The organism is Erythrobacter sp. 'gip.4 top 5' (assembly GCF_056495765.1).
The window spans coordinates 587,396-613,573 of the sequence record NZ_CP200270.1 but is presented as its reverse complement, the minus strand read 5'-3'; the positions used below and the strand labels follow the sequence as shown (position 1 = coordinate 613,573).

Here is a 26,178-nt window from a genome sequence, read left to right as displayed (position 1 = left end):
CCACAGCAACATTATGACTTTGCGCTATTATTTAGGCGGTCGAGGCCGGAGAGACACAAAGGGCAACTCCAAACCCGTATTCTGCACCTGCGCACCAGAACAATGATGGGAAGGAGCGCTGCGGCACCATGCAAAATCAAAGCTGCATCACAAGTTGCCGGCTCCTTCGGTCACTGCAACCGGTGCCAGGGTTTTCCCCCAACTGAGAATCGGGCCGAGAAAACAGGATTTATGCGGCTTCGAAGCCGTCTCTGTGTCTCACAACGCCAAGACGGCGCTTAGTAAGGGACCGAAAACACGGCACTAATGCGTGACACCACGGGATATCTAAGTCCTTGTTTTAGAACGAAAATATCCGTGGTGCTGCTGGGGAGGATTGAACTCCCGACCTCACCCTTACCAAGGGTGCGCTCTACCACTGAGCTACAGCAGCGCCGGTATGGGCGGGCGCTATTGGCGCGCTCACCGGCAATGTCAAGCGGGGCTTGATGACACCCGCCATATCGGCAAGAGGTTTCCCATGACGCAAGAGACCCGCAAGAATGTATCGCGTGAGGAGCGGCTCGCCGCCAAGCTGCGCGAGAATCTGCGGCGGCGTAAGGCGCAGGCCCGGGCAGCCGCGAACGGGGAAAGCGATTCGGATGCACCGGCCGAAACCACCGGCGCAACGGAAACGCTTCCCATTCGCCTGCGCGATAGCTAACTCCCCGCGGATTGCAGCCTGAGAGGACCGCGCCGCCTGCGGCACGGATCGCCGGAGAAACGATGCCCAAACTCATCCTCGTGCGCCACGGCCAGAGCCAGTGGAACCTTGAAAACCGGTTCACGGGCTGGTGGGATGTCGACCTGACCCCGCAGGGTGTTGCCGAGGCGACCGCGGCGGGCGCGCTGCTGAGCGAAAAGGGCGTGTTGCCCACCATCGCCTTCACCTCGCTTCAGACGCGTGCGATTCGCACATTGCATCTCGCGCTGGAAGCAGCCGGGCGCCTGTGGATCCCCGAAATCAAGGACTGGCGGCTGAATGAGCGCCATTATGGCGGACTGACGGGCCTCGACAAGCAGGAGACCCGCGACACGCACGGCGAGGAGCAGGTCCATATCTGGCGCCGCAGTTTCGATATTCCGCCGCCCGTGCTGGAGGCTGGCGGCACCTATGATCTGGCGGCCGACCCGCGTTACGCCGGGATCGCGATCCCGCAGACCGAAAGCCTCAAGCTGACGATTGAGCGCGTGCTGCCCTATTGGCAGAGCGACATTCTGCCGGTGCTGTCCCGCGGCGAGACCGTGATCATCGCTGCCCACGGCAATTCCCTGCGGGCGCTGGTCAAGCACCTGTCAGGCATTTCGGATGCGGACATCACCGACCTCGAGATTCCCACCGGCCAGCCGATCGTCTACGACTTTTCCGCCGATATGGTGCCCGGCACGCGGTACTATCTGAAGGACGCATGATGGAAGCCACAGGGGGCAAGGTTGCAATCGTGATGGGGAGCCAGTCCGACTGGCCCACCATGAAAGCCGCCGCCGATGTGCTGAGCGAGCTGGACGTGCCCTATGAAGCGCGCATCACCTCGGCCCATCGCACCCCTGATCGCATGACCGCCTTTGCCAAGGGCGCGGACAGCGAAGGCTTCAGCGTCATCATCGCCGGCGCCGGCGGCGCGGCGCATCTGCCTGGCATGATTGCCAGCATGACGCATCTGCCAGTGCTGGGCGTGCCGGTACAGTCCAAGGCGCTGTCGGGCATGGATAGCCTGCTCTCGATCGTGCAGATGCCCGGCGGCGTCCCGGTCGGCACGCTGGCGATTGGCGAGCCGGGGGCAAAGAATGCGGGCCTGCTGGCCGCGGCGATCCTCGCCTTGTCGGACGACGATCTGTCCGAACGCCTGCAGGACTGGCGCGCCGCCAACAGCGCTGGCGTGGCAGAGGTGCCGGTAGACTGATGCTGCCCCCCGGTTCCACCATCGGCATTATGGGCGGCGGGCAGCTGGGCCGGATGATGGCCGTCGCCGCCTTGCAGCTCGGTTACAAAGTCATCGGCTTCGCGCCTGAAGGCGACAATGTCGCGGCCGATGCGTGTTCGGATTTCATCACGGCCGGTTGGAATGATACCGCTGCGCTGTCGGGTTTCGCTGCTGCGTGCGATGTCGTGACCTGGGAGTTCGAGAATGTGCCGCTCAGCACGGTGGCCGCCCTGCCCCTGTCCCTGCTTGCCTGCCCTGCGCGAGCGTTGGAGGTGGCGCAGGACCGGCTGAATGAAAAAGCCTTTGCGCGCAGCCTTGGCGGGACACCGGCCCCCTATGCGCGGGTCGAATCCGACGAGGATTTCGCGGCCGCGCTTGTCCGGGTGGGCACACCCGGCATTCTCAAGACCGCGCGCGATGGCTACGACGGCAAGGGCCAGTGGCGCATAGGATCCGCCATGGAGGCCAGCGGCGTGCGCTTTCCGGGCGTTCCCTGCATCTACGAAGGCTTTGTGACCTACGAGACCGAATTTTCGGTGATCCTCGTGCGGGGCCGGGACGGCACAGTAAAATTCTGGGACTCCACGGCAAACCTGCATGATGGCGGGATGCTGACACAATCGCTCCTGCCCGCAGGGGCCATGGTCGAGGCGCAGGTGCCCGAGGCGCGTGACCTTGCCGCCAAGGTCGCCGACGCGCTGGGCTATGTCGGTGTCCTGACGCTGGAGTTCTTCGCCACGCGGGACGGCGCTGTTTTCAACGAAATGGCGCCGCGCGTGCACAATTCGGGCCACTGGACGATCGAGGGCGCGGCCACCAGCCAGTTCGAAAATCACATCCGTGCGATCTGCGGCCTGCCGCTGGGCGGCACCGCGACGCGCTTCGGCAGTATCGAGATGCGCAACATTGTAGGCGATGATGCCTTGAGCGCCCACGCCATCCTCGCGGAGCCGGGTGAGCCGCATCTGCATCTTTATGGCAAAAGCGAGGTGCGCGAGGGGCGCAAGATGGGCCATGTCACCCGCGTCGGGCATGCATTGCCATGAGCGCCGAGATTGTCCTGATCTATGCCCGCGCTGCCAATGGCGCGATCGGCAATGACGGCGATCTGCCGTGGCGGCTGCCCGCCGATCTCAAGCGATTCAAGGCGCTGACGATGGGCAAACCCATGATCATGGGCCGCAAGACGTTCGAAAGCCTGCCCGGCCTGCTCCCCGGTCGTCGCCATATCGTGCTGTCGCGGCGTGATATCTTTGCGCCAGACGGCGTGGAGGTGGCCGGATCGGTCCCGCAGGCGCTGGCATTGGCCGATGAAGGCAACGACGCTCGCGAAATCGCGATCATCGGCGGAGCCGCAATCTATGACGTGTTCATGCCGCTGGCCCATCGGATCGAGCTCACCCAGATTCACACCGATTACGAAGGTGACACCTTCATGGTCGAACCGGGGCGCGATTGGACGCTGACCGCGCGCGAGGATCATCCAGCCCAAGGCGCGCATCCCGCTTTTTCCTTCCTGACCTACACGCGAGGCACCGCCTGATGCGCTGGCTCGATCACCGCGACCCCGTTCCCGATGCCTTGCGCGGTGCCGTGATCGCACTAGGCAATTTCGACGGGTTTCATCTGGGCCATCAGGCGGTAGCGGGCGAAGCGATCCGCTGGGCGCACGCCGAAGGTCGCCCATCGATCATCGCGACCTTCGATCCGCATCCGGTCAGCTACTTCAAGCCCGATGTGCCGCCGTTCCGGCTCACCACGCTGGAGCAGCGGCACGAACTCTACCTCGCTGCCGGCGCCACCGCGATGCTGGTGTTCCACTTCGACGGCGATCTGGCCGGCACGAGTGCGAAGGATTTCGTCCGCGCCATCTTGATCGACCGTTTCGGCGCGTATGGCGTGGTGACGGGCGGTGATTTCACCTTCGGCAAGGGCGCGAAAGGCAATGTCGATCTGCTGCGCACGCTGGGCGGCGAACTGGGTCTGCAATCGCGGGTGGTAGAGCCCGTGGCGTCAGCCGGCGAGATCGTCTCCTCCAGCCGCATTCGCAAAGCCCTGCGCGATGGCGACCCGCAATTGGCCGCAGCCCTGCTCACCCGCCCGTTTGCGATCCGGGGCATTGTGGAACATGGCGACAAGCGCGGACGCACCATTGGCTATCCCACCGCCAACCTCGGCGTCGAGAACTACCTGCGCCCCAAATACGGCATCTATGCCGTGACGGGGCGGATTCTGGCGACCGGACAAGTGCTGCAAGGCGCCGCCAATATCGGCATCCGCCCGCAGTTCGAACCGCCCAAGGAATTGCTCGAGCCATATTTCTTCGACTTCAGCGGCGATCTGTACGGGCAGGAGATCGAAGTCGCCTTCCACCACTTCCTGCGCGGCGAGGCGAAGTTTGACGGGCTCGATGCGCTGATCGAACAGATGGACAAGGATTGCGCCGAGGCCCGCCGCCTTCTAAGCGCGCAGCCGCTATGACCGACGAAAACCAGCAGCGCGACTACCGGGACACCGTCTTCCTGCCGAAGACCGATTTCCCGATGAAGGCCGGCCTTCCGCAGAAGGAGCCGGGCATTGCCGCGCGCTGGGAACAGATCGGCCTCTACAACGCCCTGCGCGATGCGCGGCGCGGGCGGGAGAAATTCATCCTCCACGATGGCCCGCCCTATGCCAATGGCGACATGCATATCGGCCATGCGCTGAACCATATCCTGAAAGACATGGTCTGCCGCACCCAGAACCTGCTGGGTCGCGATGCGCCGTATGTGCCGGGCTGGGACTGCCACGGCCTGCCGATCGAATGGAAGGTCGAAGAGCAGTATCGCAAGAAAAAGCTGAACAAGGACGACGTTCCGGCCCGCGAGTTCCGCGCTGAATGCCGTGCCTATGCGCAAGAATGGGTGAATATCCAGCGCGAACAGCTCAAGCGGCTGGGCATCATGGGCGATTGGGACAATCCCTATCTCACCATGGATTTTCAGGCCGAAGCGACGATCGTTGCCGAACTGCTGAAGTTTGCCGAGGCAGGCAACGTCTATCGCGGCGCGAAGCCGGTGATGTGGTCGCCGGTCGAAAAGACCGCACTGGCCGAGGCTGAGGTCGAATACGAGGACATCACCTCGACCCAGATCGATGTGGCGTTCGAGATTGTTGAGTCGCCCATCCCCGAGCTGGTCGGCGCGCACGCGGTGATCTGGACGACCACGCCGTGGACGATCCCGGTCAATCAGGCTTTGGCTTATGGGCCGGAGGTTGAGTATTCGCTGGTGAGTTGCAGCGCGATCTGTCTTGATGCGAACGGCGGAGCGGTAGCTGAGGCAGATGCTTTTCTTGCGGCGAGCCATCCTTGGTACGGGCGTAGGTTTCTGGTCGCGACCGCGCTTCAGAACGCGTTCAAGGCACGTGCAGAACTGGACATGCTCAGATTGGTCAAGGAGCAGTTTGGCGTCGCCGAAGTCCGCCCGTTTGACGACGAGATTGAGGTCACCGCACAATCTTTGGGATCGGACGGGTTGTCCTTCAAGGGCGCAGACCTCGCCGGCACCCTCGCCCGCCACCCGATGCACCATCTCGGCGGGTTCTACGCGGCCCCGCGCCCGCTGCTCCCCGGCGACTTCGTCACGACCGATAGCGGCACCGGCCTCGTCCACATGGCGCCCGATCATGGCGAGGACGATTTCGACCTGTGCAAATCGGCAGGCATCGCCCCCGTCTTCGCGGTGATGGACGACGGGCGTTACCGCGACGACTGGCAATGGCTCGGTGCCACCGATGAGCGCCGCATGAGCGTCATCAACCCCAAGTTCAACGCGCCCGACGGCCCGATCTGCGCCGACCTGCGCGAAGTGGGCGCGCTGCTCGCCGCGAGCGCGGACTACGCGCACTCCTACCCGCATTCGTGGCGCTCCAAGGCCAAGGTGATCTTCCGCTGCACACCGCAATGGTTCGTGCCGATGGATTCTCTGCAGGGGATTCTTGACGGTGAGACACTCCGCGAGACTGCACTCAAAGAAATCGCCCGCGTCGAATTCATCCCCGAAAAGGGCCGCAACCGCATTGGTGCGATGGTCGAAGGGCGGCCCGACTGGGTGCTCTCCCGCCAGCGCGCCTGGGGCGTGCCGATCACGCTGTTCGTGCGCCCGGACGGCACCTATCTGGCTGACCCGGAGGTCAACGCCCGCATCATCGCCGCCGTACGCGAACAGGGCGTCGATGCGTGGGAAGAGGCGCGCAAGGCCGAATATCTCGGCAGCGCCCATAACCCAGCAGATTACGAGATGGTCACCGACATTCTCGACGTGTGGTTTGATAGCGGCTGCACCCATGCCTTCGTGCTGGAAAGCGGACGCTGGCCGGACCTGACCTGGCCCGCCAACCTCTACCTTGAAGGCTCTGACCAGCATCGTGGCTGGTTCCAGTCCTCGCTGCTGCAGTCCTGCGCCACGCGCGGCCGCGCGCCGTACGATCAGGTGCTGACCCACGGCTTCACGATGGATGCCAAGGGCAAGAAGATGTCCAAGAGTCTGGGCAACACCATCAGCCCGCTGACCGTAATGGAACAGACCGGCGCGGACATCATCCGCCTGTGGGCGCTTTCAGTCGACTTCACCGAGGATCACCGCATCGGCGATGAAATCCTCAAGGGCGTCGGCGACCAGTATCGCAAGCTGCGCAACACCTTCCGCTATCTGCTCGGCGCGCTCGACGGGTTCGTCGGCGACATGAGCGACGGGGCTGCGCTGCCGGAGCTGGAAGTCTATATCCTCGCGCTGCTCTCCGAACTGGATGGCAAGCTGAAGGCCGCCGCGCAAAGCTACGATTTCAACCTCTACACCCGGCTGCTGGTCGATTTCTGCAACGAAGACCTGTCGGCGTTCTACTTCGATATCCGCAAGGACAGCCTCTATTGCGACGGGCCGGACAGCGTGACGCGCAACGCCTATCGCACCGTGCTCGATCTGCTGTTCCACGCGCTGGTGCGCTATGCCGCGCCGGTGTTGGTGTTCACGGCGGAGGAAGTGTGGCTGACGCGGTATCCGCAGGACGGCGAGGCGGATGAGAATGGCCAGCGTGGCAGCGTCCACCTGCTTGAATGGCCCAGCGTGCTGGGCGTGCGCGCCGATGTCGCCAAGTGGGGTGCTCTGCGATCCTTGCGCGATCAGGTCAACGAAGCGATCGAGCCGCTGCGGCGCGACAAGACCATCCGCTCCAGCCTCGAAGCCGAAGTGGTGGTGCCGGCCAGTGCCGCCCCCGAAGGTATGACCGATGCACAGCTCGCCGAACTGTTCATCACCGCGACAGTCACACGCGGGCAGGGCGACGGCGTGACTGTGACCAAGACCGACCATAATAAATGCGGCCGCTGCTGGCGGTTGCTGCCCGACGTGCCGGAAGACGGCGCTCTGTGCGGACGTTGTGAAGGCGTCGTGGCCGTGGTGGACAACGTCGCATGAGCGGCGTGTTCACCCGCAACCGGCTGATCGGCCTCGCGCTGGCGGCGTTTATTGCCATCGTTGACCAGGCGGTGAAGATGTATGTCATCGGCCCGCTGGCCTTGCGCGAGGTGGGCCGGATTGATCTTCTGCCGTTTTTCGATCTCACCTATACCGAGAACAAGGGCATCTCGCTGGGCATGTTTCAGGCCAACGACATGGAAACCCGCTGGCTGCTGGTGTTGCTGACGGGCGCGATTGCGCTGGTGGTGCTGGTGTGGATGATGCGCGAGAAGCTGCTGGGCGAGATTGTCGGGTTGGCGCTGATCCTTGGCGGGGCGATCGGTAATATCCGCGATCGCTATGATCTGGGCTATGTCATCGACTATGCTGATTTCCACATCGGGACATTTCGCCCGTTTCTGATCTTCAACATTGCCGATGCGGCGATTACCATCGGTGTCGTCATTATTCTTGCTCGCAGCCTGCTGGTGCGCGACAAGGACGAGAACCAGACCGGGCTAATCACCGAAACCGGGCCAATTAGCGAAACCGGGGACGTGCCCCGTGGAGAAACCAAAGATGCGTAAGTTTGCACCCGTGATCCTGATGGTCGGCGCTTCGGCGATGCTCGCAGCCTGTGGCGGCGGCGGCGGCGTGTTTAATCGTGACCGGCCGGATGAATTCGCCGTGCAACGGCAGGCGCCGCTGGTGGTGCCGCCCGATTTCACCCTGACCCCGCCCGCCCCAGGCGCCCCGCGCCCGGCCGATGGCACGGCGTCTGAACAGGCGCTCGAAGCTCTGTTCGGCGGACCTGCGGCGCGCAGCCGGGTGGAAACCAGCGTGATCGACCGCGCCGGCGCTGCTGCGCCCGGCATCCGCAGCCAGGTCGGCGATACCGGAACCAACACGGTCGCCAAGGGCCGCGTCACCCGTGACATCATTGCCGCTCCCGAAGGCGATGGGCAGGCGGCCAGCACGGTAATCCCGAGCGCCTGAAATCTTGGCCGCTTTGCCGGTTGAGAGATCAGCGAATTATTCGACCGGGATCTCTCGGCTGACCAGCAGCTTGTCGATCCGGCGGCCGTCCATGTCGACCACTTCAAAGCGCCAGCCCTGATCGTGGAAATGCTCGCCCTCGCCGGGCAGCTTCTTCATCACCGACAGGACATAGCCGGCCGCGGTACCGAATTCTCGGTCTTCGCCATATTCCAGCCCCAACCGGTCGGCCAGCGCATCGGCCGAAAGCGAGCCCGAGACAAGCAGCGAGCCGTCCTCGCGCTCCACCACGGATGGCAGGTCGCCATCGTCGCTGTCACTGGCGAAATTGCCGACGATCGCAGTGAGAAGATCGACAGGGGTCACGATCCCCTCGAAATGCCCATATTCGTCGTGCACCACCGCCATGGCGACGTCAGCCGATTGCAGCACCCGCAGCGCGTCCATGGCGTCGAGCTGATCCAGCACCACTTCGACCTTGCGGATCATCGCGCGGATCGACACCGGCGTGCCCGCTACCAGCGCAGCCAGCACGTCGCGCACCTTGACCACGCCGAGGATCGTATCGGGCGACCCTTCGGCAACGGGCAGCAGTGAGTGAGAGCTTTCCTCGATCGTTTCGCGGATTTCGGCCAGATCGGCGTCCGCCTCGATCCAGTCAACCTCGGTCCGCGGCGTCATCATCTCGCGCACCGGTCGCTCGGCCAGCCGCACCACGCCGGTCAGAATCTGGCGCTGCTCGTCCTCGATCACACCTGACCGGGTCGCTTCGGCAAAAATCATCTGGAGTTCCTCCGCGGTCACGGATGGCTCCCCGGTGCGGCGGATGCCGAACAGGCGGATAATCGCGGCCGAACTTGAATCGAGCAGCCACACTAGCGGCGCGGCGGCGCGCGACAGCATCGCCATTGGCCGCGCCATGATAAGCGCCAGCGGCACAGCATTGCGCAGCGCAAGCTGCTTGGGCACCAGTTCGCCCACCACCACGCTGAGGTAGGTCGTCAGCGCGATCACTACCACAAACCCTGTCTCGCCCGCATATTTGGCTGGCAGGCCCAGCCATTCGAGCCGCTCGCCCACCGGTCCGCCCAGACTTGCGCCCGAATAGGCGCCTGCAATGATCCCGATCAGCGTGATGCCGATCTGCACGGTCGAAAGGAACTTGCCCGGTTCCGCCGCCAGGCTGATGGCGACCCGTGCACTGGCCGATCCGCCTTCGGCGCGCGCTTCAAGCGAGCTGGTCTTGGCGGAAACGATCGCGAGCTCGGACATGGCAAACACGCCGTTGATCACAACAAGCACGAGGATGGTCGCCAGATCTGTCCAGGGAAAGGTGGTCACACCCGGAGCGCTAGCACAAACGGGGCCCGTTGCCAGCTACGGCGTGCTGCCCGATGGAACATCTGGCCAAAGCTGCACTTACCATTCAGCACAGGTGAATGTGGCGCAGCCCACCGCCGGTGCAAGCCGTCCCGTCGCCTTGTCGCTGTTCAGGCGGTACGGTGAGGCCGGTCATTGAAGGTAGGAGACATACCCATGACATTTTCACGCATTTTGCTTTCGGGCACGGCAGCACTGGCCCTTATCGGCACCAGCGCCTGCGTTACTGATCCCAACACCGGCGAAAAGAAGATTTCGCGCACGGCCATCGGCACCGGCCTTGGCGGTACGCTCGGCTATCTGCTGGGCGGCGCCATCGGCGGCGATACTGGCCGCATCATCGGCGCCGGTATCGGCGGCTCAGCCGGCGCCGTGCTTGGCAAGCAGTACGACGACCAGATCAAGGAACTGAAGGAACAGACCGCTGGCACCGGTGTGGACGTTGAAGAAGTCGGCAATCAGGACGCAATTCTGGTGCGCTTGCCCGATGGCGTAACCTTCGCGACCGGTTCGGCCGCGATCAATCCCGGTTTTTACACCACGCTCGACAGCGTGGCCGATACGCTGATCCGTTATCCCAACAGCCTGATTGACGTTTATGGCTTCACTGACACGACCGGCTCGGACGCGCTCAACCAGCGTCTGTCCAAGCAGCGCGCTGATGCTGTTGCCGATTACCTGTCGACCCGCGGCGTGGCCCGTTCACGCATGGCGACCCAGGGCTTTGGCGAGCAGTACGATTATCTGCGCGTCAAGACAGGCGACAATATCTCCGAAGCGCTCAATCGTCGCGTGGAAATCAAGATCATCCCAGTCAGTCAGGATGATGTGAACGCCGCGCGCGCGAAATGAACCGATAGGGCCGAGGGCGCCTAAGCGCCTCCGGATCCTTCACCCATCGATCGCCCTGTGCGGCTGATGGTCCTTGCGGGTCGTCCTTCGGGGCGGCCCGTCTGCGTTGGGGCCTTAGCATTCGCGCATCAACGCAGGGCCTTGGCGCGCTTCGCAAGGCGCTGGACGGCTGCCGCGTGGATCGCGGGCGAGCACACCAGCACGCCGAAATCGCGCGGGTCGTGCTTGTTGTAGGCAAGTGGGCCTCCGAAGGCATCGGTGACTTCCGCCCCGGCTTCGCGCGCAATCAATGTCGCAGCGGCGATATCCCATTCAAAGCCCCACCGCAGGGTGGCCACAAGGTCGGCCTGATTGGCGGCGACCATCGCGATCCGCAAAGCGATCGAATTGGGCTGATCCACTGCGATCAGGTCACTATCATCCTTGGGCAGCAGAACGCTCGGCACCCGCGCACCGGCAAACTGCGTGCGTTGGCTGGCCCGGATCGCTACGCCGTTCAGAGTCGCGCCCTGCCCTGCGACGCCCACCCATTCCTCGCCCCGCGCTGGCGCGGCCAGCATCCCGATCAGCGGACGACCCGAACTTACCAGCGCCACTGACACCGCCCAGCCTGCACGGCCATTCACGAAATCACGGGTGCCGTCGATCGGATCGACCAGCCATATCAGATCACTCGCGGTGCGCGCCTTGTCGTCCACGGCCTCCTCCGACAGCCAGGCCGCAGACGGCAGCAGCCGGCTCAGTTCACGCTTGAGGAAGCGATCGACTTCAAGATCGGCTTCGCTCACCGGGTTTCCCGGAGTCTTGTCCCAGCTGTGCAAGGCATGGCCCGCACCCGGCCAGCGCGAATGCGCGATCCGCCCCGCTTCACGAACGATGTCTTCAAGGTGCGACCGGTCAATCATGCAAGCCTCGCTGTTGCGCCTGCACACAGCACTTTTCAAGAGGGTCGATCCGTGCTTAGGCCCCCCGCAAGACGACCTCTCGTCAGGAACCGCCCGGAATACGCATCAAAGGGATCATCACGCCATGAACGTCCATGAATATCAGGCCAAGGAACTGCTCGCCCAGCATGGGATCGCAGTACCGGCTGGCCACGCCGCGCTGACCGTCGAAGACGCCGTGAAGGTTGCCAAGCAGCTGCCCGGACCACTTTATGTCGTAAAGGCGCAAATTCATGCAGGCGGACGCGGCAAGGGCAAGTTCACTGAGCTTGGCGCCGATGCCAAGGGCGGCGTGCGCCTCGCCAAGAGCCTTGAGGAAGTGGAAGCCCACGCCAAGGAAATGCTCGGCAATACGCTGGTCACGATCCAGACCGGCGATGCAGGCAAGCAGGTCAACCGCCTCTACATCACCGACGGTGTCGACATCGCCAAGGAATTCTACCTCTCGCTGCTGGTTGACCGGGCGACGGGCCGGGTGGCCTTTGTCGTTTCGACCGAGGGCGGGGTAGATATTGAAACCGTGGCGCACGACACGCCCGAATTGATCACCAGCTTCAGCGTCGATCCCGCACAGGGCTTCCAGCCGCACCACGGCCGCGCCGTGGCCTTTGCGCTGAAGCTGACGGGCGATCTCAACAAGCAGGCGCAGAAGCTGTCGAAGCAATTGTATGACGCCTTTCTGGCCACTGATTGCGAGATGCTGGAAATCAATCCGCTGGTCGAGAGCGAAGACGGCAAGCTGCTGGTGCTCGATGCCAAGATGAGCTTCGATGGCAACGCACTGTATCGCCACCCCGATATCGAAGCCCTGCGCGACGTGACCGAGGAAGATCCGGCGGAAGTTGAAGCATCCGAATATGATCTTGCCTACATCAAGCTTGATGGGAACATCGGTTGCATGGTCAACGGCGCAGGGCTGGCGATGGCGACGATGGACATCATCAAGCTGAACGGCGCCTTCCCGGCCAACTTCCTCGACGTCGGCGGCGGCGCCACCACGGAAAAGGTGACGGCAGCCTTCAAGATCATCCTGAAAGACCCGGCGGTGGAAGGTATCCTCGTCAACATCTTTGGCGGGATCATGAAGTGCGACGTGATCGCCAACGGCATCGTGCAGGCCGCCAAGGATGTGAACCTGCAGGTTCCGTTGGTGGTGCGTCTGGAAGGCACCAATGTGGCTGAAGGCAAGGCGATCCTGAACAATTCGGGCCTCGCCATCGTCAGCGCCGACAATCTGGGCGATGCTGCCAAGAAGATCGTTGCCGAGGTGAAGAAGGCCGCCTGATTATAGGGGTCTTTCTTATCCCACACATCCCGGGCGAGGTTGATCGCGTATCATTCTTGCTCGGTCTGACCAGCCGCCGCCTCACTTGACGTTTACGTAAACGCAAGCTAGGCGGGCGGCCAAGGGCTGACATGGCCCATGATTCTTTGAGAGGAAGGAACGCCCCATGAAGATCCTCGTCCCCGTCAAGCGGGTGATCGATTACAACGTCAAGCCGCGCGTCAAGGCCGACGGCACGGGCGTTGACCTTGCCAACGTCAAGATGAGCATGAACCCGTTCGATGAGATCGCGGTCGAAGAAGCCATCCGTCTCAAGGAAAAGGGCGCCGCCACCGAAATCGTCGCTGTCAGTGTCGGGCCGGCCAAGGCCGCCGAAACGCTGCGCACCGCACTCGCCATGGGTGCCGACCGCGCCATCCTGATCGAGACCGATGAAGACGTGGAGCCGCTGGCCGTCGCCAAGATCCTGAAGGCAATTGCCGATGAGGAAGCCCCCGGCCTCGTCATCCTCGGCAAGCAGTCGATCAGCGATGATTCCAACCAGACCGGCCAGATGCTCGCCGCGCTGCTGGGCCGTCCGCAAGGCACCGGCGCCAACACCGTTGAAGTCGATGGCGATCATGTGATTGTGAAGCGCGAAGTCGATGGCGGTTTGCAGACCGTGCGGCTTGCGATGCCCGCCATTGTGACCACCGACCTTCGTCTGAACGAGCCGCGCTACGCTTCGCTGCCGAACATCATGAAGGCCAAGCAAAAGCCGCTCGCCACCAAGACCGCTGCCGATTACGGCGTCGATCTGGCCCCGCGCCTGAAGACCCTCAAGGTCGCTGAACCGCCGGTGCGTCAGGCGGGCGAAAAGGTCGCCGACGTCGCCGCGCTGGTCGAAAAGGTCAAAGCGCTCGGCATCGCGTAAGCACGCCGGCCCTTCAGTTTAAGGACATTTTGAGATGAAGACTCTGGTTCTCGTCGAACATGACAACGCTGCGGTGAAAGCCGCGACACTCGCCGTCATCACCGCTGCCGGCCAGTTGGGCGAAGTGCACCTGCTGGTTGCGGGCCACAATTGCGGCGCGGTTGCCGAGGCGGCAGCGAAGATCGCAGGCGTCGGCAAGGTGCACGTTGCCGATGACGCGGCCTATGCCAACGGCCTTGCAGAAAACGTCGCCCCGCTCGCGGCCGAACTGATGGGCCACCACGACGCGTTTCTGGCTGCTGCCACCACGCAGGGCAAGAACGTGGCCCCGCGCGTGGCAGCGCATCTCGATGTGATGCAGGTGTCCGAAATCCTGTCGGTCGAAGGCCCCAAGACCTTCACTCGCCCGATCTATGCCGGCAACGCCATCGCCACGGTCGAAGCGACCGATGAAAAGCTGGTCATCACCGTGCGTGGCACCGCGTTCGAAAAGGCCGCGATCGAGGGCGGTTCGGGCACGATCGAAGCGGTCGGCGGTGCCGGTGACGCCGGCATCTCCAGCTTCGTCAGCTCCGAAATCGCCAAGAGCGAGCGTCCGGAACTCACCAGCGCCAAGATCATCGTCTCGGGTGGCCGCGCGTTGAAGGACAGCGAAACCTTTGAAAGCACGATCACGCCGCTGGCCGACAAGCTTGGCGCCGCCATCGGCGCAAGCCGTGCTGCAGTGGATGCGGGCTATGTTCCCAATGATTACCAGGTTGGCCAGACCGGCAAGATCGTGGCGCCGGAATTCTACTTTGCCATCGGCATTTCGGGCGCGATCCAGCACCTTGCCGGCATGAAGGACTCCAAGGTTATTATCGCCATCAACAAGGATGAAGACGCGCCGATCTTCCAGGTCGCGGATATTGGCCTTGTGGCGGATCTCTACACCGCCGTGCCGGAGCTGACGGACGCGCTGTAAGCGGTTCATCGCAAGCGACTTTATTTTGACATGAGCCTCCGGCAGTCTTCCCCGACTGTCGGAGGTTTTCTTATGCGTCGTGCGACCCTTGCTCTTGTTCTTGCTTCCACCGTCTGTGCCTTGCCGGCACAGGCCGCCCCCATCGTGCTGCAGCCGACGATGCCATGGAACGCCGATTTTGGTGAGGAGAGATGCCGACTTGCCCGAATGTTCAGTGACGGCACCGACGACCATCTGCTGTTCTTCGAGCAATATTGGCCGGCCAGTGGCGCCGGGCTGACCGTTGCCGGGAAGTCCTTCACCCGCTTCAAGAACGAGGCCGAGACCAGCTTGCAGATCGCCGATGGGCGCGCAGCGCTGGAAACAACGCCCTTCAAGGGATCGGTCGAAGGCATCGGGGACGCGCTCGTCTACTCGCGCGTCAATCTCGGCTATGACAAGGCCGGTTCGCGCGTTCGGCAAACTGGCAGTGTGCTGCCCGCGCTCGATACGACCCACGCTGACGAAGTTGCCTACATGTCCTTCAAACAGGGCAGCCGGGAAGTCCGCTTTGCCACAGGCCCATTGGGCGAGGCTTTCTCGGTGCTCAACCAATGCACATCTGGCCTGCTTACCGAATGGGGCCTCGACGTTGAGCGCCACCAGACCGCCTCGCGGTTACCGCAGTGGACCAACCAGCAGGAGATCACCCGCCGGATCCTGGCACGCTATCCATCCAGCGCGCGCAGTGCCGGAGAGCAGGGTATCACGCGGTTGCGGGTCATCGTCAGCGAAACCGGTACCGTCGAAGATTGCCACATCCTAAAGGCCACGATCACGAAGACCCTAGAAAGCCCGGCCTGCGAGGTCATGCGTGAAGCGCAGTTCGAACCGGCATTGGACGCCAGCGGCCAGGCAATGAAATCCTATTTCGTGACGTCAATCACCTATAGGATGAACTGAGCGGCCGGCACCCTCTCACAGCACCGCTGTTGTCAGGAAATGCAGCGTCATCCCTACCAGACCGCCGACCAGCGTGCCGTTGATGCGGATAAACTGCAGATCGCGGCCCACCGCGCCTTCGACCCGGTCGGTGATTGTGCGCGCGTCCCAGCGGCGCACCGTTTCCGACACCAGCCGAACGATCTGATCGCCATAGCGGGTGGAGACGCCCACTGCGGTGCGGCGCGCAAAGCGGTTGATCTGGAGTTGCAGCCGGATATCGGCTTGCAGCGCCTGACCCAGTTCGGCCAGCATGTGGCGCATATCTTCACCCATCCCGCCCGAAGGATTGCGCGCGCGGGAGATCAGCGAGCGCCGGATGCGTTCCCACACCCCGGTCCACCACACCGCCACGGCGGGATTGGCGATCAGGTCGCGCTTCATCGCTTCCACCTTGGCGCGGGTTTCGGGATCATGCTGCAAATCCTGCCCCAGCTTGGCGAGGCCTTCCTCAATCTTCGAGCGTAACGGGTGATCAGGGTTGACCAACACCTCGGCCAGCAGCTTGTAGAGCCCGTCGAGCACGCTGGAGGAGATTGTCTTGTCGATCCCGGCCCAGCGCAACACGCCGGCCACGCGCTGCTGGATCATGTCGCGCAGCGTGTCTTCGTTGTCCTCGATCGTCAGACCCGCCCAGCGCACCACGCCGTCAATCAACGGCTGGTGGCGCTTGTCGGCCATTGTTGTCTCGATCATCCGTCCGGCGAGCGGTGCAATGTCGAGCTTGGCCAACTGGCCTGCAAGACCGCTGCGCACCTGATTCCCGAGCCTATCTGGGTCGAGCGATTCGAGCACTTCGGCCAGCAATTCTGCCGCGCCTGATGTGATGCGGGACCGTTCATCCACCAATTCGCCCTTGGGCCCACGCTCGGGCGCGGCGGCCAGAAACTCGCCGGCGGCCTTGGCAATGTTCATGCTGGCCATGCGCCGCGCCACCACCGCAGGGGTGAGAAAGTTCTCCCGCAGGAACTGCGCCATAGTATCGGCGATGCGGTCCTTGTTTTCCGGAATGATCGCGGTGTGCGGGATCGGCAGGCCCAACGGGTGGCGGAACAGCGCGGTCACGGCAAACCAGTCCGCCAATCCGCCCACCATGGCCGCTTCGGCAAAGGCGTTGAGGTATCCCCACGCGGGATGTCCGGTTGTGGCGGCACCGTGGGTGGCGATGAAGATTACCGCCATCGCCGCCAGCATCCCCGTCGCGGTCCAGCGCATCCGCCGGGCGCGATCAACCGTGAGAGGCTGACCGTCCAGGGTCAGGGGCCGTGAGAAACGTGTCGCCATGCCGGGGCCTTAGCCCGCTTCAGCCCTGTTCGTCACGCCTTTACCATCATTCAGCCGGCTCGCTGCCCGGTGCCGGCTTGCCCAGGCCGGGGAAGCGGAAGGCGGGCGCAGGCGTTGTTGCCGGGACGGGTGCAGGCGCGACGGCATCGTCCCCATCATCGCCCGGCTTGTAGGTCAGCATCCGCGAACGCAGCCACGGGCCAGCGCGCTTTTCAAAACTGTCGGCCAGGCTGAAGCCTGCGGGCACGATCAGCAGCGTCAGCAGCGTGGAGACAACCAGCCCGCCGATCACCACCCAGCCCATCGGCTCACGCCAGGCGCCGTCACCGCCGCCCAGATACCCGTTGAGCACAACCGGCACCATGCCGGCGGTCATGGCGATGGTGGTCATCACAATTGGCTGAGCGCGCTTGTGTCCGGCATCCATGATCGCATCGCGCTGGCCGACGCCCTTGTTCATTTCCTCGATCGCGAAGTCGATCAGCAGGATCGAGTTCTTCGAGACGATGCCCAGCAACAACAGGATGCCGATATAGACCGGCATGGAATTGGGCATCCCCAGCAGCCAGATCAGCAGAACGCCGCCCAGTGGCGCAAGCGCCAGCGAGGTCATGTTGACCAGCGGGCTCATCAACCGCTTGTACAGCAGAACCAGCACCGCAAACACCAACAGCACGCCCGAGATAATGGCGATGATGAGATTGGTGATCAGTTCGGCCTGCCATTCTTCTTCACCCACCACATCGCGGATCACGCCCACGGGCAAGTCCTGCAACACCGGCAGCGCATCAATCTGCGTCTGCGCGTCGCCTTTCAGCACGCCCGCGGCGAGATCAGCCCCCACCAGCACGCGGCGGTTCTGGTTATAACGCTGGATCGCGGTCGGCCCGGAGCCGAAGCTGATATCGGCCACCCGGCTCAGCGGCACCGATCCGCCATTGGCGAGCGGCACAGGCAGGTTTTCAATCGTGCGATAATCGGCCCGCGCAGCCTCCGACAATCGCACCACGATCGGGATCTGGCGATCAGAAAGCGAGAAACGCGCCGCGTTCTGTTCGATCTCGCCCAGTGTCGCGATCCGGATCGTTTGGGACAGGGCCGCCGTGGTGACGCCCAGTTCGGCCGCGATCTTGTCACGCGGGGTGATTATGATTTCAGGACGGTTGAGATCGGCGCTGACGCGCGGGGCCACCAGCGAGGACAACCCGCGCATTTCTTCGACCAGCTGGGCAGCAGTCTGATCCAGCAGCACCGGATCGGAGCCCGCGAGCATCACGGTCATGTCACGGCCCGAACCGAACCCGCCCGATTGCGACTGGAACCTGACGCGCGCGTCGGGGAACCGCGCAAGGTCGGGCGCAAGCTCCCGCTCAAATTCGATCGAGGTGCGGGCCCGATCATCCTTCAATTTGACAAAAATGGATGAACTGTCACCCAAGCGGATACGTTCGAGCAGGCGTTCGACCTCGGGCTCGGTGCGCAGGCGCGCTGCAACCGAATTGACCACGCGCTTGGTTTCGGCGAGCGTGGTGCCGGGCACCATCTCGATTTCGACCCGGCTGTTTTCATCATCGATGGTGGGTTGGAACTGGCTTGGAATCTGGCCGAACAGCAGGACCGTGACCAAGAACGAAAACCAGCCAATACCCAGCATCCAGACACGGTGATCGTAGAATCGCGCCGTCATCCAGCGGGTGGTGCGGGCAAAGGCGCTGTTCCCGCCTGCGGGAGCCTCGATGGCCTTGAACGCAGCAAAAGCGGCGAAGAAAGAGAGCAAGGAAATCAGCAGGACGATGACCACCTCGAACAGCTTGGACACAGCCTTGTGGGACATGGCGTTCGTATCGGCAGAAACGACAGTCGCGATGTCCTTGTGCACGCCCAAACCAATCAGGCCCTCCCACGGCGGCACGGCGCCCGCGTTGCTTGCAATCATGGCCGAAACCGAGCCACTCGCCAGTTCGAACATCGCAAGCATTGGCACGATCAGCAGCGCCAGCACCGCAAGCAGCAGGCCGAATACATAGCCGGCGCGGTGGCGTGGGCCATCCAGCCCGGCGCGGCGCACTGCCATCTTGCCAGTGTCCAGCGTCCAGGCCAGCACCTGCATATAGCGTTCGATCATCGGGCCTTCGCCATGTTCGGCGTGGCCTTTGGACTTGAGGAAATAGGCCGCCATCAACGGCGTGATCATGCGCGCTACGGCCAGTGACATCAGCACCGCGATCACCACCGTGATCCCGAAGTTCTGGAAGAACTGGCCCGAAACACCCGGCATCAGGCCCACCGGCAGGAACACCGCGACGATGCAGAAACTGGTGGCCACCACAGGCAGGCCAATCTCGTCTGCGGCGTCTATGCTGGCCTGATAGGCCGATTTGCCCATGCGCATGTGGCGCACGATATTCTCGATTTCCACGATCGCATCATCGACCAGCACGCCTGCCACCAGCGCCAGCGCCAGGAGCGACAGGAAATTGAGATTGAAGCCGAGGTAATCCATGAAGAAGAAGGTAGGGATCGCCGAAAGCGGAATGGCGACCGCGCTGATGAAGGTTGCGCGCCAATCACGCAGGAACAGGAATACCACGATCACCGCCAGCACCGCGCCTTCGACCAGCGCCCACATCGATGATTCATACTGGGCGCGGGTGTAGGTCGTGCTGGTCGACAGCTTGATGAACTTGACGCCTTCGTTTTCGGCCTCGATCTTGTCCATCTCGACCAGCGCGGCGTCATAGACCGCCAGATCCGATGCTCCGCGCGCGCGGTTCATCAGGAAATTCACCACCTCTTTGCCGTTCACTTCACTGATCGAGGTGCGTTCCGAATAGCCGTCGCGCACGCGGGCGATATCGGCCAACCGGACTGAACGCCCACCGCCCAGCTGGACCTGGGTCTGCGACAGGGCAAAGGCCGTGTCCGAATTGCCGAGCACACGTAGCGATTGGCGGGTGCCGCCAATCTCGGCAAGGCCACCTGCCGCATCCAGATTGCTTTGGCGTAGCGCGGCGTTGATCTGCGACGCGGTGACGCCAAACGACTGCATCCGCGCCGGATCAAGGATCACTTCGATCTGCCGGTCGACTCCGCCGAACCGCTGCACTTCGGCCATGCCTTCGATCTTCAGCAGCCGCTTGGCGACGGTATCGTCGATGAACCAGCTGAGTTGTTCCAGCGTCATGTCATCGGCTTCAACCGCAGTGTAGCCAATCGGCTCACCCACAACATCGACCTTGGAGACCTGCGGTTCGAGGATGCCATCGGGCAGGGAACCGCGCACCGAATCGATCGCGGTTTCGACCTCGTTGACCGCTTCGATCAGGTTGGTGCCGATCTCGAATTCGACAAAGGTGTTGGAACTGCCTTCGCGCGCGGTCGACTGGATCGAATTGACTCCGCTGATCGATCGCAGCGTGCTTTCAACCCGCTGGGTGATCTGGTTCTCGATCTCGGTCGGGGAGGCACCGGGCTGAACAATATTGACGACCACCGCCGGAAAATCGACATCAGGGTTATTGGTCACGTCCATTCGCAGGAAGCTGACGATCCCGGCAAACAGAAGCCCGGTGAACAGCACAAGGGGGATCACCGGATTGCGGATCGACCAGGCCGATATGTCGCGAAGTGCCATGATATTCCTGCCTGTGTTTCGCTGATCTTATGACCGCTCCCGGTCAGTTACGCGCCATTCGCCTGCGCAGATGGCTGCCGGCCTATGTCTTCGGAGTCTGCGGGTTGACGGTTTCGCCGGCATTGAGGAAGCCACCGGCCCGCAGCACAATGCGCTCCTTGCCGGTGAGGCCTTCCGTAATGGCGAGGCCCTTCGCCGTTACTGCGCCGGTCTTGACCGCGCGACGCGCGACCTTGTTGTCGGCGCCCACAACGAAGACATAGCTGCCTTCGTCATCCGCCTGAACCGCGCTTTCGGGCAGGACTGTGGCGGTGAAGTTTCCGGATTTGATGCGTGCGGTGGCGAAGCCGCCGGGGCGCAATTCGGACGCGAACGGCAAAGCGATGCGCGCCGTGCCCTGCCGGGTGGTGGCATCGATCACCGGAGCGACCTGCCAGATCTGTCCGGCAAAGCTCTTTTCCGATCCGGTCGGTACAATCGTGGCCATCGTGCCGACTGAAAGCTTGGCCAGTTGTTCTTCGGAGAGCTGAGCGAGCATTTCCATCTCGCCGCCGCTGGCGATGGTGAACAACGCCGGACTGCCCGCGCCAACGGTCTGGCCGGGCTCGACATTGCGGGCGAGGACATAGCCGGTAGCAGGCGCGTAGATATTGAGGCGTTCGTTGCGTGCGCGTTGTTCTCCCAGCTGGGCCTGCGCGACCTTGACCCGCGCCACAGCGGAATCACGCACTGCGGTCAGCCGGTCGATATCGGCCTTGGAGATGAACCCGCGCTCCACCAGCTGCGCCGCGCGGTCGAGGTTGGCCTGAGCCAGATTGGCATCGGCCCGCGCCACGTCAATCTGCGCGGACTGGGCTGCGGCTTGTTGCGTCTGAACGCTGCGATCGATCACGGCAAGCACTTGGCCCTGCCGGACCCAATCGCCTGCATCGACATTGACGCGCAGCACCTGCCCGCCTTCGCCCACCACGCCCACTGGCATCGGGCGCCGCGCGGCGAGAGTGCCGGGGGCCTCAATCTCGCCGGAAACCGTCGTGATTCCCGGAATGACAACGGTAACGGTGGGCGCCTGCGCGTTGTCATCCGCTGCGGCGATCGGTTCGCCGCCGGCAAGCGCGAAATAAGCGGCGATGGCCAACAATATCGCAAACAGACCGAGGCCGCCGATGATCAACCAGCGCGGCACAGCGGGCGCATCAAGGCTGCGCGCACCGGAAAAATCGGTGGTCACCCCGTCGGCGGCTTCAGCCCTGATCGTCGTTTCGTAATTCATCGCCGTTCCCTCACCCGGCCAATCGGTTCCTGCCGGAGCCGATTTAACCCTGAGTGTATTACTCGCCTAAGTCACCGTTGGCAATGTCAGATAATCGGTTGCGCGTGTTGCAGCAATGCGCGCATCGACAGGTGACGTTCCCGTCAGACGAAGGGCGGTCAGACGACGGGAGCGGGGCCCCGCAAGGGAACGGCGACGTTCAGGTTCAGCGAAGCTTGCCCCGCTGGATCAGGTTGAGAATGCCAAGCAAGGCCACTGCCCCGATGAATGCGCCCAGTACGCCCGACCAGTTCGGCGGCCAGGCACCAAGATCGCCGCCGCCCAGAATGAAGGCAAAAATGCTGTTGCCGATAAACGAGCCGACAATGCCGACGATGATGTTGAGCACTAATCCCATCGATGCATCGCGCTTCATCACGATGCTGGCCAGCCAGCCGATGATCCCGCCCATGACGATAAACCAAAGAAAACCCATCATCCCATTTCTCCCTCTTGGGGCGAAGCTGTACAAAGGCATTGTCCAGCCCGCTGGACATCACTGGCGCGAAGTGTCGCAGCCACGCAACATCAAGAGGGTGAGCCGGTTTAAAGGCGCGATGAAACGAGTCGCAGGCATCAAGGAAATTAGGCGATCAATACTTAAGCTGGCGCTCGTAAAGGTCGCGGTAGTGCTGGATCTTGGTGACCCGCAGGCCGTGCATCCCTGAACGGTCAACCGCGCGCTGCCACGAGGCAAACTCTTCGAGCGTGAGACCATAGCGCGCCAACGCCTCGTCAAGGGTCAACAGTCCGCCTTTGACGGCAGCCACCACCTCGGCCTTGCGGCGCACCACCCAACGCTTGGTCTGGGGTGACGGCAGGTCGGCAATGGTCAGCGGCTCGCCTAGCGGGCCGATGACTTGTGCGGGGCGAATATCCTGGTTCTCAATCATCGCTTGTCTCTCGCATCGCCGCACGGGGCATCGGCGTGTGATCCTTTCGCATCGCCAAGGCCGCTCGCCTCGCCAGACCCTTCATTGGCACTCAAGGCTTTCAAATGGTCTAAAGCATCAAGGTTAACGCCTGGTTCGTCATCACCGAGAAGCGCAAAGTAACTTGCCGCTGCATCGCCAAAGCTGGCTGCGACCGATTCGACCGGCGCCTGCGATTCGGTCCGCAGCAGCAGCCTGAGATCGCGGGCCGCGTTAAGACGGGCGGTCAGTTCGCTCCATTCGACTGCGCGCAACGCCTCGCCCGTGCGCCGCGAAAGGCGTGTTGCAATGGCCTCGTCACCGCCGGAGGTGGTTGTGGTCCGCAGCCGGGTGTTCTCCGGCGCGGCGCTGGCACCGGACTTCGTAACGCGTTGCACGTTGAAAGAATTGGTTTTCTCGAACATCATCACGCCTTCTAACCCGAGGACGTCAAAATCCGGTAAAACCGCCATTTACCCAAGATTAGGAATAGTGCTGGCGTGGGCGGCAAGTGCCGGGGCACGATTGCCGCCACTGGCGAAGCGGGCGAGCCGTCGCTATGTAATGGTTTGCCCATGACAATTCCTGACCTTCTTGAACCCGGCCTGGTGGCTGCGTCCCCCATCGGACCCGATGCCGCCGCGCTGTTCGATCTGCCGCGCGCCTCCGCCGATTGCCGAATTGTTGTCGCGATGAGCGGCGGAGTCGATAGTTCGGTGGTGGCGGCATTAGCCGCCGCCTCCGGCGCAGAGGTGATCGGCATCACGCTGCAGCTGTATGATTACGGCGCGGCAACGGGCCGCAAGGGCGCGTGCTGCGCGGGCGACGACATTCGCGATGCGCGCGCCGTGGCCGACCGGCTGGGCATTGCGCATTATGTCTTCGATCACGAAAGCGCCTTTCGCGAAGAGGTGGTCGAACAATTCGCCGACGAATACCTCGCCGGGCGCACGCCGGTCCCGTGCATCCGCTGCAACATGGGCCCGAAATTCACTGACCTGTTTCGCATGGCACGCGAATTGGGCGCGGATTGCCTTGCCACCGGGCATTATGTGCGCCGGGTGATGACAGCAGACGGTCCGCAACTCCACCGCGCCTTTGATCCGGCGCGCGACCAGTCCTATTTTCTCTACGGCACCACCGAAGCGCAGCTCGATTACCTGCGCTTCCCGCTGGGCGGAATGCCCAAGCCGCAGGTGCGCGCGCTGGCGGAAGCGGCGGGCCTCAGAAACGCGGCCAAGCCTGACAGCCAGGACATCTGCTTTGTCCCCGACGGCAATTATGCCGCGATCGTCACCAAGGTACGTCCCGAAGGCGCGGCGCCGGGCAATATCGTTCACGCGGCGAGCGGCGCGGTGCTCGGTACCCACAAGGGCATCGTCCATTTCACCGTTGGCCAAAGAAAAGGCCTCGAAATCGGGGGCCAGCCCGAACCGCTCTATGTCATTAGCCTGGATGGTTCGGCGCGCGAAGTGCGGGTCGGGCCCAAGCGGATGCTGGCCGTTCACGCAGCACGCGTAACGGAAACCAACCGGATCGGCCCGCTGCCTGCCGAACCCTTGACCGCGAAAGTGCGCAGCATGGCGCAGCCGGTGCCGGTGACGCTGGAAGGCAACCTGGGGGACGGCGGGGCCGTAACGATCCACTTCGCCGCACCCGAATACGGCGTTGCACCCGGACAGGCGGCGGTGATCTATGCCGGGGACCGTGTGATCGGCGGCGGCTGGATCGATTCGACGCAAAAGGTTGCCGCTTAACTCTCCCACGGCTCCATCACGCAGCCATAGCCTTCGCGGTAGGTCGCGGTCGCCTCGGCCACCAGTGGAAAGCGGGCCGTGACGCTCTTGGCCTCGGAATCGTCACGCAAGGTCACCAATTCCATCCCGGCCAGCTTGTCTTTCGCGCAATCTTTGAGGCTGCGACCGGCGACGAAGCGGCACGAGCATCCCACCCGCGCCGAATAGGCCGATGCGATGCTGCCATAGCCGTTGATCGGTTCGCGGAAGGCCCAGGCCGCGCCGCTCACCAGCACCGCGATGATCGCCAGTAGCCACAGCCCCCAGCGCGTGCGCCCGCGCGAAACGGTGGATGCGGAGGATTTCGTCATTGCCAAGCCCCATTGCCAAACCCGGTTGCATCGGGAATTGGGGTCGCCATGACCCGCAGACCATCCGCCTTTAAGCGCGCAAGCCTGTGTGCGCCAGCCCTGCTGATGCCCCTGTTGATGCTCGCCGCCTGCGAAAGTCCCCCGCAGGGCCAGGCCCCGCTGTCAGACGCGGCACTCGCCGTGGTCAGCGACGATGCCGGCGCGCCCGCAGACCAGCTCGCCCGCGAGATCGACGATCTGTTCACCGCCGAAGGCCTAGGCGAGACCCGCGCGGTGGTGGTGATGGCCAATGGGACGCTGGCCGCAGAACGCTATGGCCCGGGCTACACCCGCGACACCCGCTTCATCAGCTGGTCGATGGCCAAGACGATCACCGGCGTGCTGATCGGGATGCTGGTGGCCGATGGTCTGCTTGCGCTTGACGAGCCTGCGCCGGTGCCGCTGTGGCAGCGCCCCGGCGATCCGCGCAGCGACATCACCTTGCGCCATCTGCTCCAGATGCGCAGCGGGTTGCGCCACACCGAAGCGGGCGATCCGCCTTACGAATCCAGCGAAGTCCGGATGCTGTTCCTCGACGGGCGCGACGACATGGCCAAGTGGGCCGAGGAACAGCCGCTCGAAGCGGAACCCGGCAAGCAGTTCGAATACTCCTCCAACACCAGCGTGATCCTGGCCGACATCGCTGCACAGGCTCTTACCACCAGCGACACGCCCGAAGCGCGGCGCAAGGCCGTGGCCGATTATCTTCAGATCCGGCTGTTCGGGCCGCTGGGAATGACCTCAATGGTGCCGGAGTTTGATGCGAGCGGCACGCTGATCGGCGGCAGTCTGATGCACGCCACGGCCCGCGATTGGGCGACGTTCGGCGAATTCCTGCGGCTCAAGGGCCGGGCGCCGGGCGGCGAGCAATTGGTGCCGCAGCGCTGGGTCGAGGCGATGATCGCGCCTTCGCCCGCCAGCCCGCATTATGGGTTCCAGACCTGGCTCAACCGCCCGATCCCCGGCACCCCGGCCAGCGATCACCCCCTGTTTCCCGACCGCGCTCCGGAATCCATGTTCAGCCTGATCGGGCATATGGGACAATATGTGCTGGTCTCGCCCAGCCAGCGGGTGACACTGGTGCGGCTCGGCCATTCGGACAGTGCCGAGCGTCCCCCGATGTTGCAGCAGGCCGCCGATATTCTCGACCTTTACCCGGCGTCCTGATTTTCCA

The 26,178-nt window shown here is 63.3% G+C and carries 25 protein-coding genes and 1 tRNA gene; 16 read left to right on the top strand and 10 right to left on the bottom strand.

All coding sequences use genetic code 11. The features are described from left to right. Positions 1-358: 358 nt before the first annotated feature. A tRNA-Thr gene (locus ACRANW_RS03005) sits at positions 359-433 on the bottom strand. Positions 434-520: 87 nt separating this feature from the next. On the opposite strand from ACRANW_RS03005, the gene ACRANW_RS03000 reads away from it, so the two are divergent. From ACRANW_RS03000 to ACRANW_RS02960, 9 genes are all read left to right on the top strand, one after another. Then, positions 521-703 carry a hypothetical protein gene (locus ACRANW_RS03000; protein WP_479433083.1) on the top strand — a complete coding sequence of 61 codons (183 nt, stop codon included), beginning with the start codon at positions 521-523 and terminating at the stop codon, positions 701-703. 62 nt (positions 704-765) lie between these two features. Then, positions 766-1,452 carry a 2,3-diphosphoglycerate-dependent phosphoglycerate mutase gene (gene gpmA / locus ACRANW_RS02995; RefSeq protein WP_479433082.1) on the top strand — a complete coding sequence of 229 codons (687 nt, stop codon included), beginning with the start codon at positions 766-768 and terminating at the stop codon, positions 1,450-1,452. Further along, positions 1,452-1,943 (top strand): 5-(carboxyamino)imidazole ribonucleotide mutase, encoded by a 492-nt coding sequence (gene purE / locus ACRANW_RS02990; RefSeq protein ID WP_479433998.1) that lies wholly within the window; start codon positions 1,452-1,454, stop codon positions 1,941-1,943. Before gpmA ends, purE begins: the two co-directional genes overlap by 1 nt. Further along, positions 1,943-3,010: a 5-(carboxyamino)imidazole ribonucleotide synthase gene (locus ACRANW_RS02985; protein WP_479433081.1), complete on the top strand. Its 1,068-nt coding sequence runs from the start codon at positions 1,943-1,945 to the stop codon at positions 3,008-3,010. The genes purE and ACRANW_RS02985 overlap by 1 nt, the downstream gene beginning before the upstream one ends. Next, on the top strand, positions 3,007-3,507 hold the full coding sequence (locus ACRANW_RS02980) for a dihydrofolate reductase (protein WP_479433080.1): 501 nt from the start codon (positions 3,007-3,009) through the stop codon (positions 3,505-3,507). Before ACRANW_RS02985 ends, ACRANW_RS02980 begins: the two co-directional genes overlap by 4 nt. Continuing rightward, entirely contained in the window at positions 3,507-4,445 is a 939-nt protein-coding gene (locus ACRANW_RS02975) for a bifunctional riboflavin kinase/FAD synthetase (RefSeq protein ID WP_479433079.1), read from the top strand. Before ACRANW_RS02980 ends, ACRANW_RS02975 begins: the two co-directional genes overlap by 1 nt. Beyond that, entirely contained in the window at positions 4,442-7,420 is a 2,979-nt protein-coding gene (locus ACRANW_RS02970) for an isoleucine--tRNA ligase (protein ID WP_479433078.1), read from the top strand. Before ACRANW_RS02975 ends, ACRANW_RS02970 begins: the two co-directional genes overlap by 4 nt. After that, positions 7,417-7,989, top strand: coding sequence for a signal peptidase II (gene lspA, locus ACRANW_RS02965; RefSeq protein WP_479433077.1), 573 nt, complete (start codon positions 7,417-7,419; stop codon positions 7,987-7,989). Before ACRANW_RS02970 ends, lspA begins: the two co-directional genes overlap by 4 nt. Beyond that, the gene (locus tag ACRANW_RS02960) at positions 7,982-8,398 is read left to right on the top strand and encodes a DUF3035 domain-containing protein (protein WP_479433076.1); all 417 of its coding nucleotides are present in this window, start codon (positions 7,982-7,984) and stop codon (positions 8,396-8,398) included. Before lspA ends, ACRANW_RS02960 begins: the two co-directional genes overlap by 8 nt. Before the next feature lie 36 nt (positions 8,399-8,434). Here ACRANW_RS02960 and ACRANW_RS02955 read toward each other — a convergent pair whose 3' ends face one another. Continuing rightward, complete coding sequence (locus ACRANW_RS02955) at positions 8,435-9,739, bottom strand: hemolysin family protein (RefSeq protein ID WP_479433075.1); 1,305 nt, start codon at positions 9,737-9,739, stop codon at positions 8,435-8,437. A 195-nt stretch (positions 9,740-9,934) separates the two neighbouring features. Between ACRANW_RS02955 and ACRANW_RS02950 the strand changes: the two genes are divergently transcribed. After that, entirely contained in the window at positions 9,935-10,630 is a 696-nt protein-coding gene (locus ACRANW_RS02950; RefSeq protein WP_479433074.1) for a YiaD family glycine zipper/OmpA-like lipoprotein, read from the top strand. A gap of 128 nt (positions 10,631-10,758) precedes the next feature. On the opposite strand, the gene ACRANW_RS02945 is transcribed toward ACRANW_RS02950, so the two are convergent. Further along, positions 10,759-11,535, bottom strand: a complete 777-nt coding sequence (locus ACRANW_RS02945) for a 3'(2'),5'-bisphosphate nucleotidase CysQ (RefSeq protein WP_479433073.1) — start codon at positions 11,533-11,535, stop codon at positions 10,759-10,761. Between the two features lie 124 nt (positions 11,536-11,659). Here ACRANW_RS02945 and sucC point away from each other — a divergent pair, with 124 nt between their 5' ends. The 4 genes from sucC to ACRANW_RS02925 all read left to right on the top strand — a co-directional run bounded on the left by sucC (position 11,660) and on the right by ACRANW_RS02925 (position 15,678). Further along, a complete protein-coding gene (gene sucC / locus ACRANW_RS02940) occupies positions 11,660-12,859 on the top strand; it encodes an ADP-forming succinate--CoA ligase subunit beta (RefSeq protein ID WP_479433072.1) in 1,200 nt (399 codons plus the stop codon). Between the two features lie 166 nt (positions 12,860-13,025). Then, positions 13,026-13,772, top strand: a complete 747-nt coding sequence (locus ACRANW_RS02935; RefSeq protein WP_479433071.1) for an electron transfer flavoprotein subunit beta/FixA family protein — start codon at positions 13,026-13,028, stop codon at positions 13,770-13,772. Positions 13,773-13,806: 34 nt separating this feature from the next. Then, complete coding sequence (locus ACRANW_RS02930) at positions 13,807-14,736, top strand: electron transfer flavoprotein subunit alpha/FixB family protein (protein WP_479433070.1); 930 nt, start codon at positions 13,807-13,809, stop codon at positions 14,734-14,736. A 72-nt stretch (positions 14,737-14,808) separates the two neighbouring features. After that, positions 14,809-15,678: an energy transducer TonB gene (locus ACRANW_RS02925; protein ID WP_479433069.1), complete on the top strand. Its 870-nt coding sequence runs from the start codon at positions 14,809-14,811 to the stop codon at positions 15,676-15,678. Between the two features lie 15 nt (positions 15,679-15,693). Here the strand turns inward: ACRANW_RS02925 and ACRANW_RS02920 are convergent, their stop codons facing one another. The 6 genes from ACRANW_RS02920 to ACRANW_RS02895 form a co-directional block, all read right to left on the bottom strand. Further along, on the bottom strand, positions 15,694-17,001 hold the full coding sequence (locus ACRANW_RS02920) for a DUF445 domain-containing protein (RefSeq protein ID WP_479433068.1): 1,308 nt from the start codon (positions 16,999-17,001) through the stop codon (positions 15,694-15,696). A gap of 46 nt (positions 17,002-17,047) precedes the next feature. Next, positions 17,048-20,635, bottom strand: coding sequence for an efflux RND transporter permease subunit (locus tag ACRANW_RS02915; RefSeq protein ID WP_479433067.1), 3,588 nt, complete (start codon positions 20,633-20,635; stop codon positions 17,048-17,050). Between the two features lie 82 nt (positions 20,636-20,717). Then, positions 20,718-21,908: an efflux RND transporter periplasmic adaptor subunit gene (locus ACRANW_RS02910; protein ID WP_479433066.1), complete on the bottom strand. Its 1,191-nt coding sequence runs from the start codon at positions 21,906-21,908 to the stop codon at positions 20,718-20,720. A 205-nt stretch (positions 21,909-22,113) separates the two neighbouring features. Continuing rightward, positions 22,114-22,386, bottom strand: a complete 273-nt coding sequence (locus tag ACRANW_RS02905; protein WP_479433065.1) for a GlsB/YeaQ/YmgE family stress response membrane protein — start codon at positions 22,384-22,386, stop codon at positions 22,114-22,116. A gap of 154 nt (positions 22,387-22,540) precedes the next feature. Beyond that, on the bottom strand, positions 22,541-22,840 hold the full coding sequence (gene sciP, locus ACRANW_RS02900; protein WP_479433064.1) for a CtrA inhibitor SciP: 300 nt from the start codon (positions 22,838-22,840) through the stop codon (positions 22,541-22,543). After that, positions 22,837-23,331, bottom strand: coding sequence for a hypothetical protein (locus tag ACRANW_RS02895; RefSeq protein ID WP_479433063.1), 495 nt, complete (start codon positions 23,329-23,331; stop codon positions 22,837-22,839). The genes sciP and ACRANW_RS02895 overlap by 4 nt, the downstream gene beginning before the upstream one ends. A gap of 102 nt (positions 23,332-23,433) precedes the next feature. Here ACRANW_RS02895 and mnmA point away from each other — a divergent pair, with 102 nt between their 5' ends. Next, entirely contained in the window at positions 23,434-24,615 is a 1,182-nt protein-coding gene (gene mnmA / locus ACRANW_RS02890; protein WP_479433062.1) for a tRNA 2-thiouridine(34) synthase MnmA, read from the top strand. On the opposite strand, the gene ACRANW_RS02885 is transcribed toward mnmA, so the two are convergent. Beyond that, positions 24,612-24,965, bottom strand: a complete 354-nt coding sequence (locus ACRANW_RS02885; protein WP_479433061.1) for a hypothetical protein — start codon at positions 24,963-24,965, stop codon at positions 24,612-24,614. The genes mnmA and ACRANW_RS02885 overlap by 4 nt on opposite strands. A 48-nt stretch (positions 24,966-25,013) precedes the next feature. On the opposite strand from ACRANW_RS02885, the gene ACRANW_RS02880 reads away from it, so the two are divergent. Continuing rightward, on the top strand, positions 25,014-26,171 hold the full coding sequence (locus ACRANW_RS02880; RefSeq protein ID WP_479433060.1) for a serine hydrolase domain-containing protein: 1,158 nt from the start codon (positions 25,014-25,016) through the stop codon (positions 26,169-26,171). Positions 26,172-26,178: the final 7 nt, after the last annotated feature.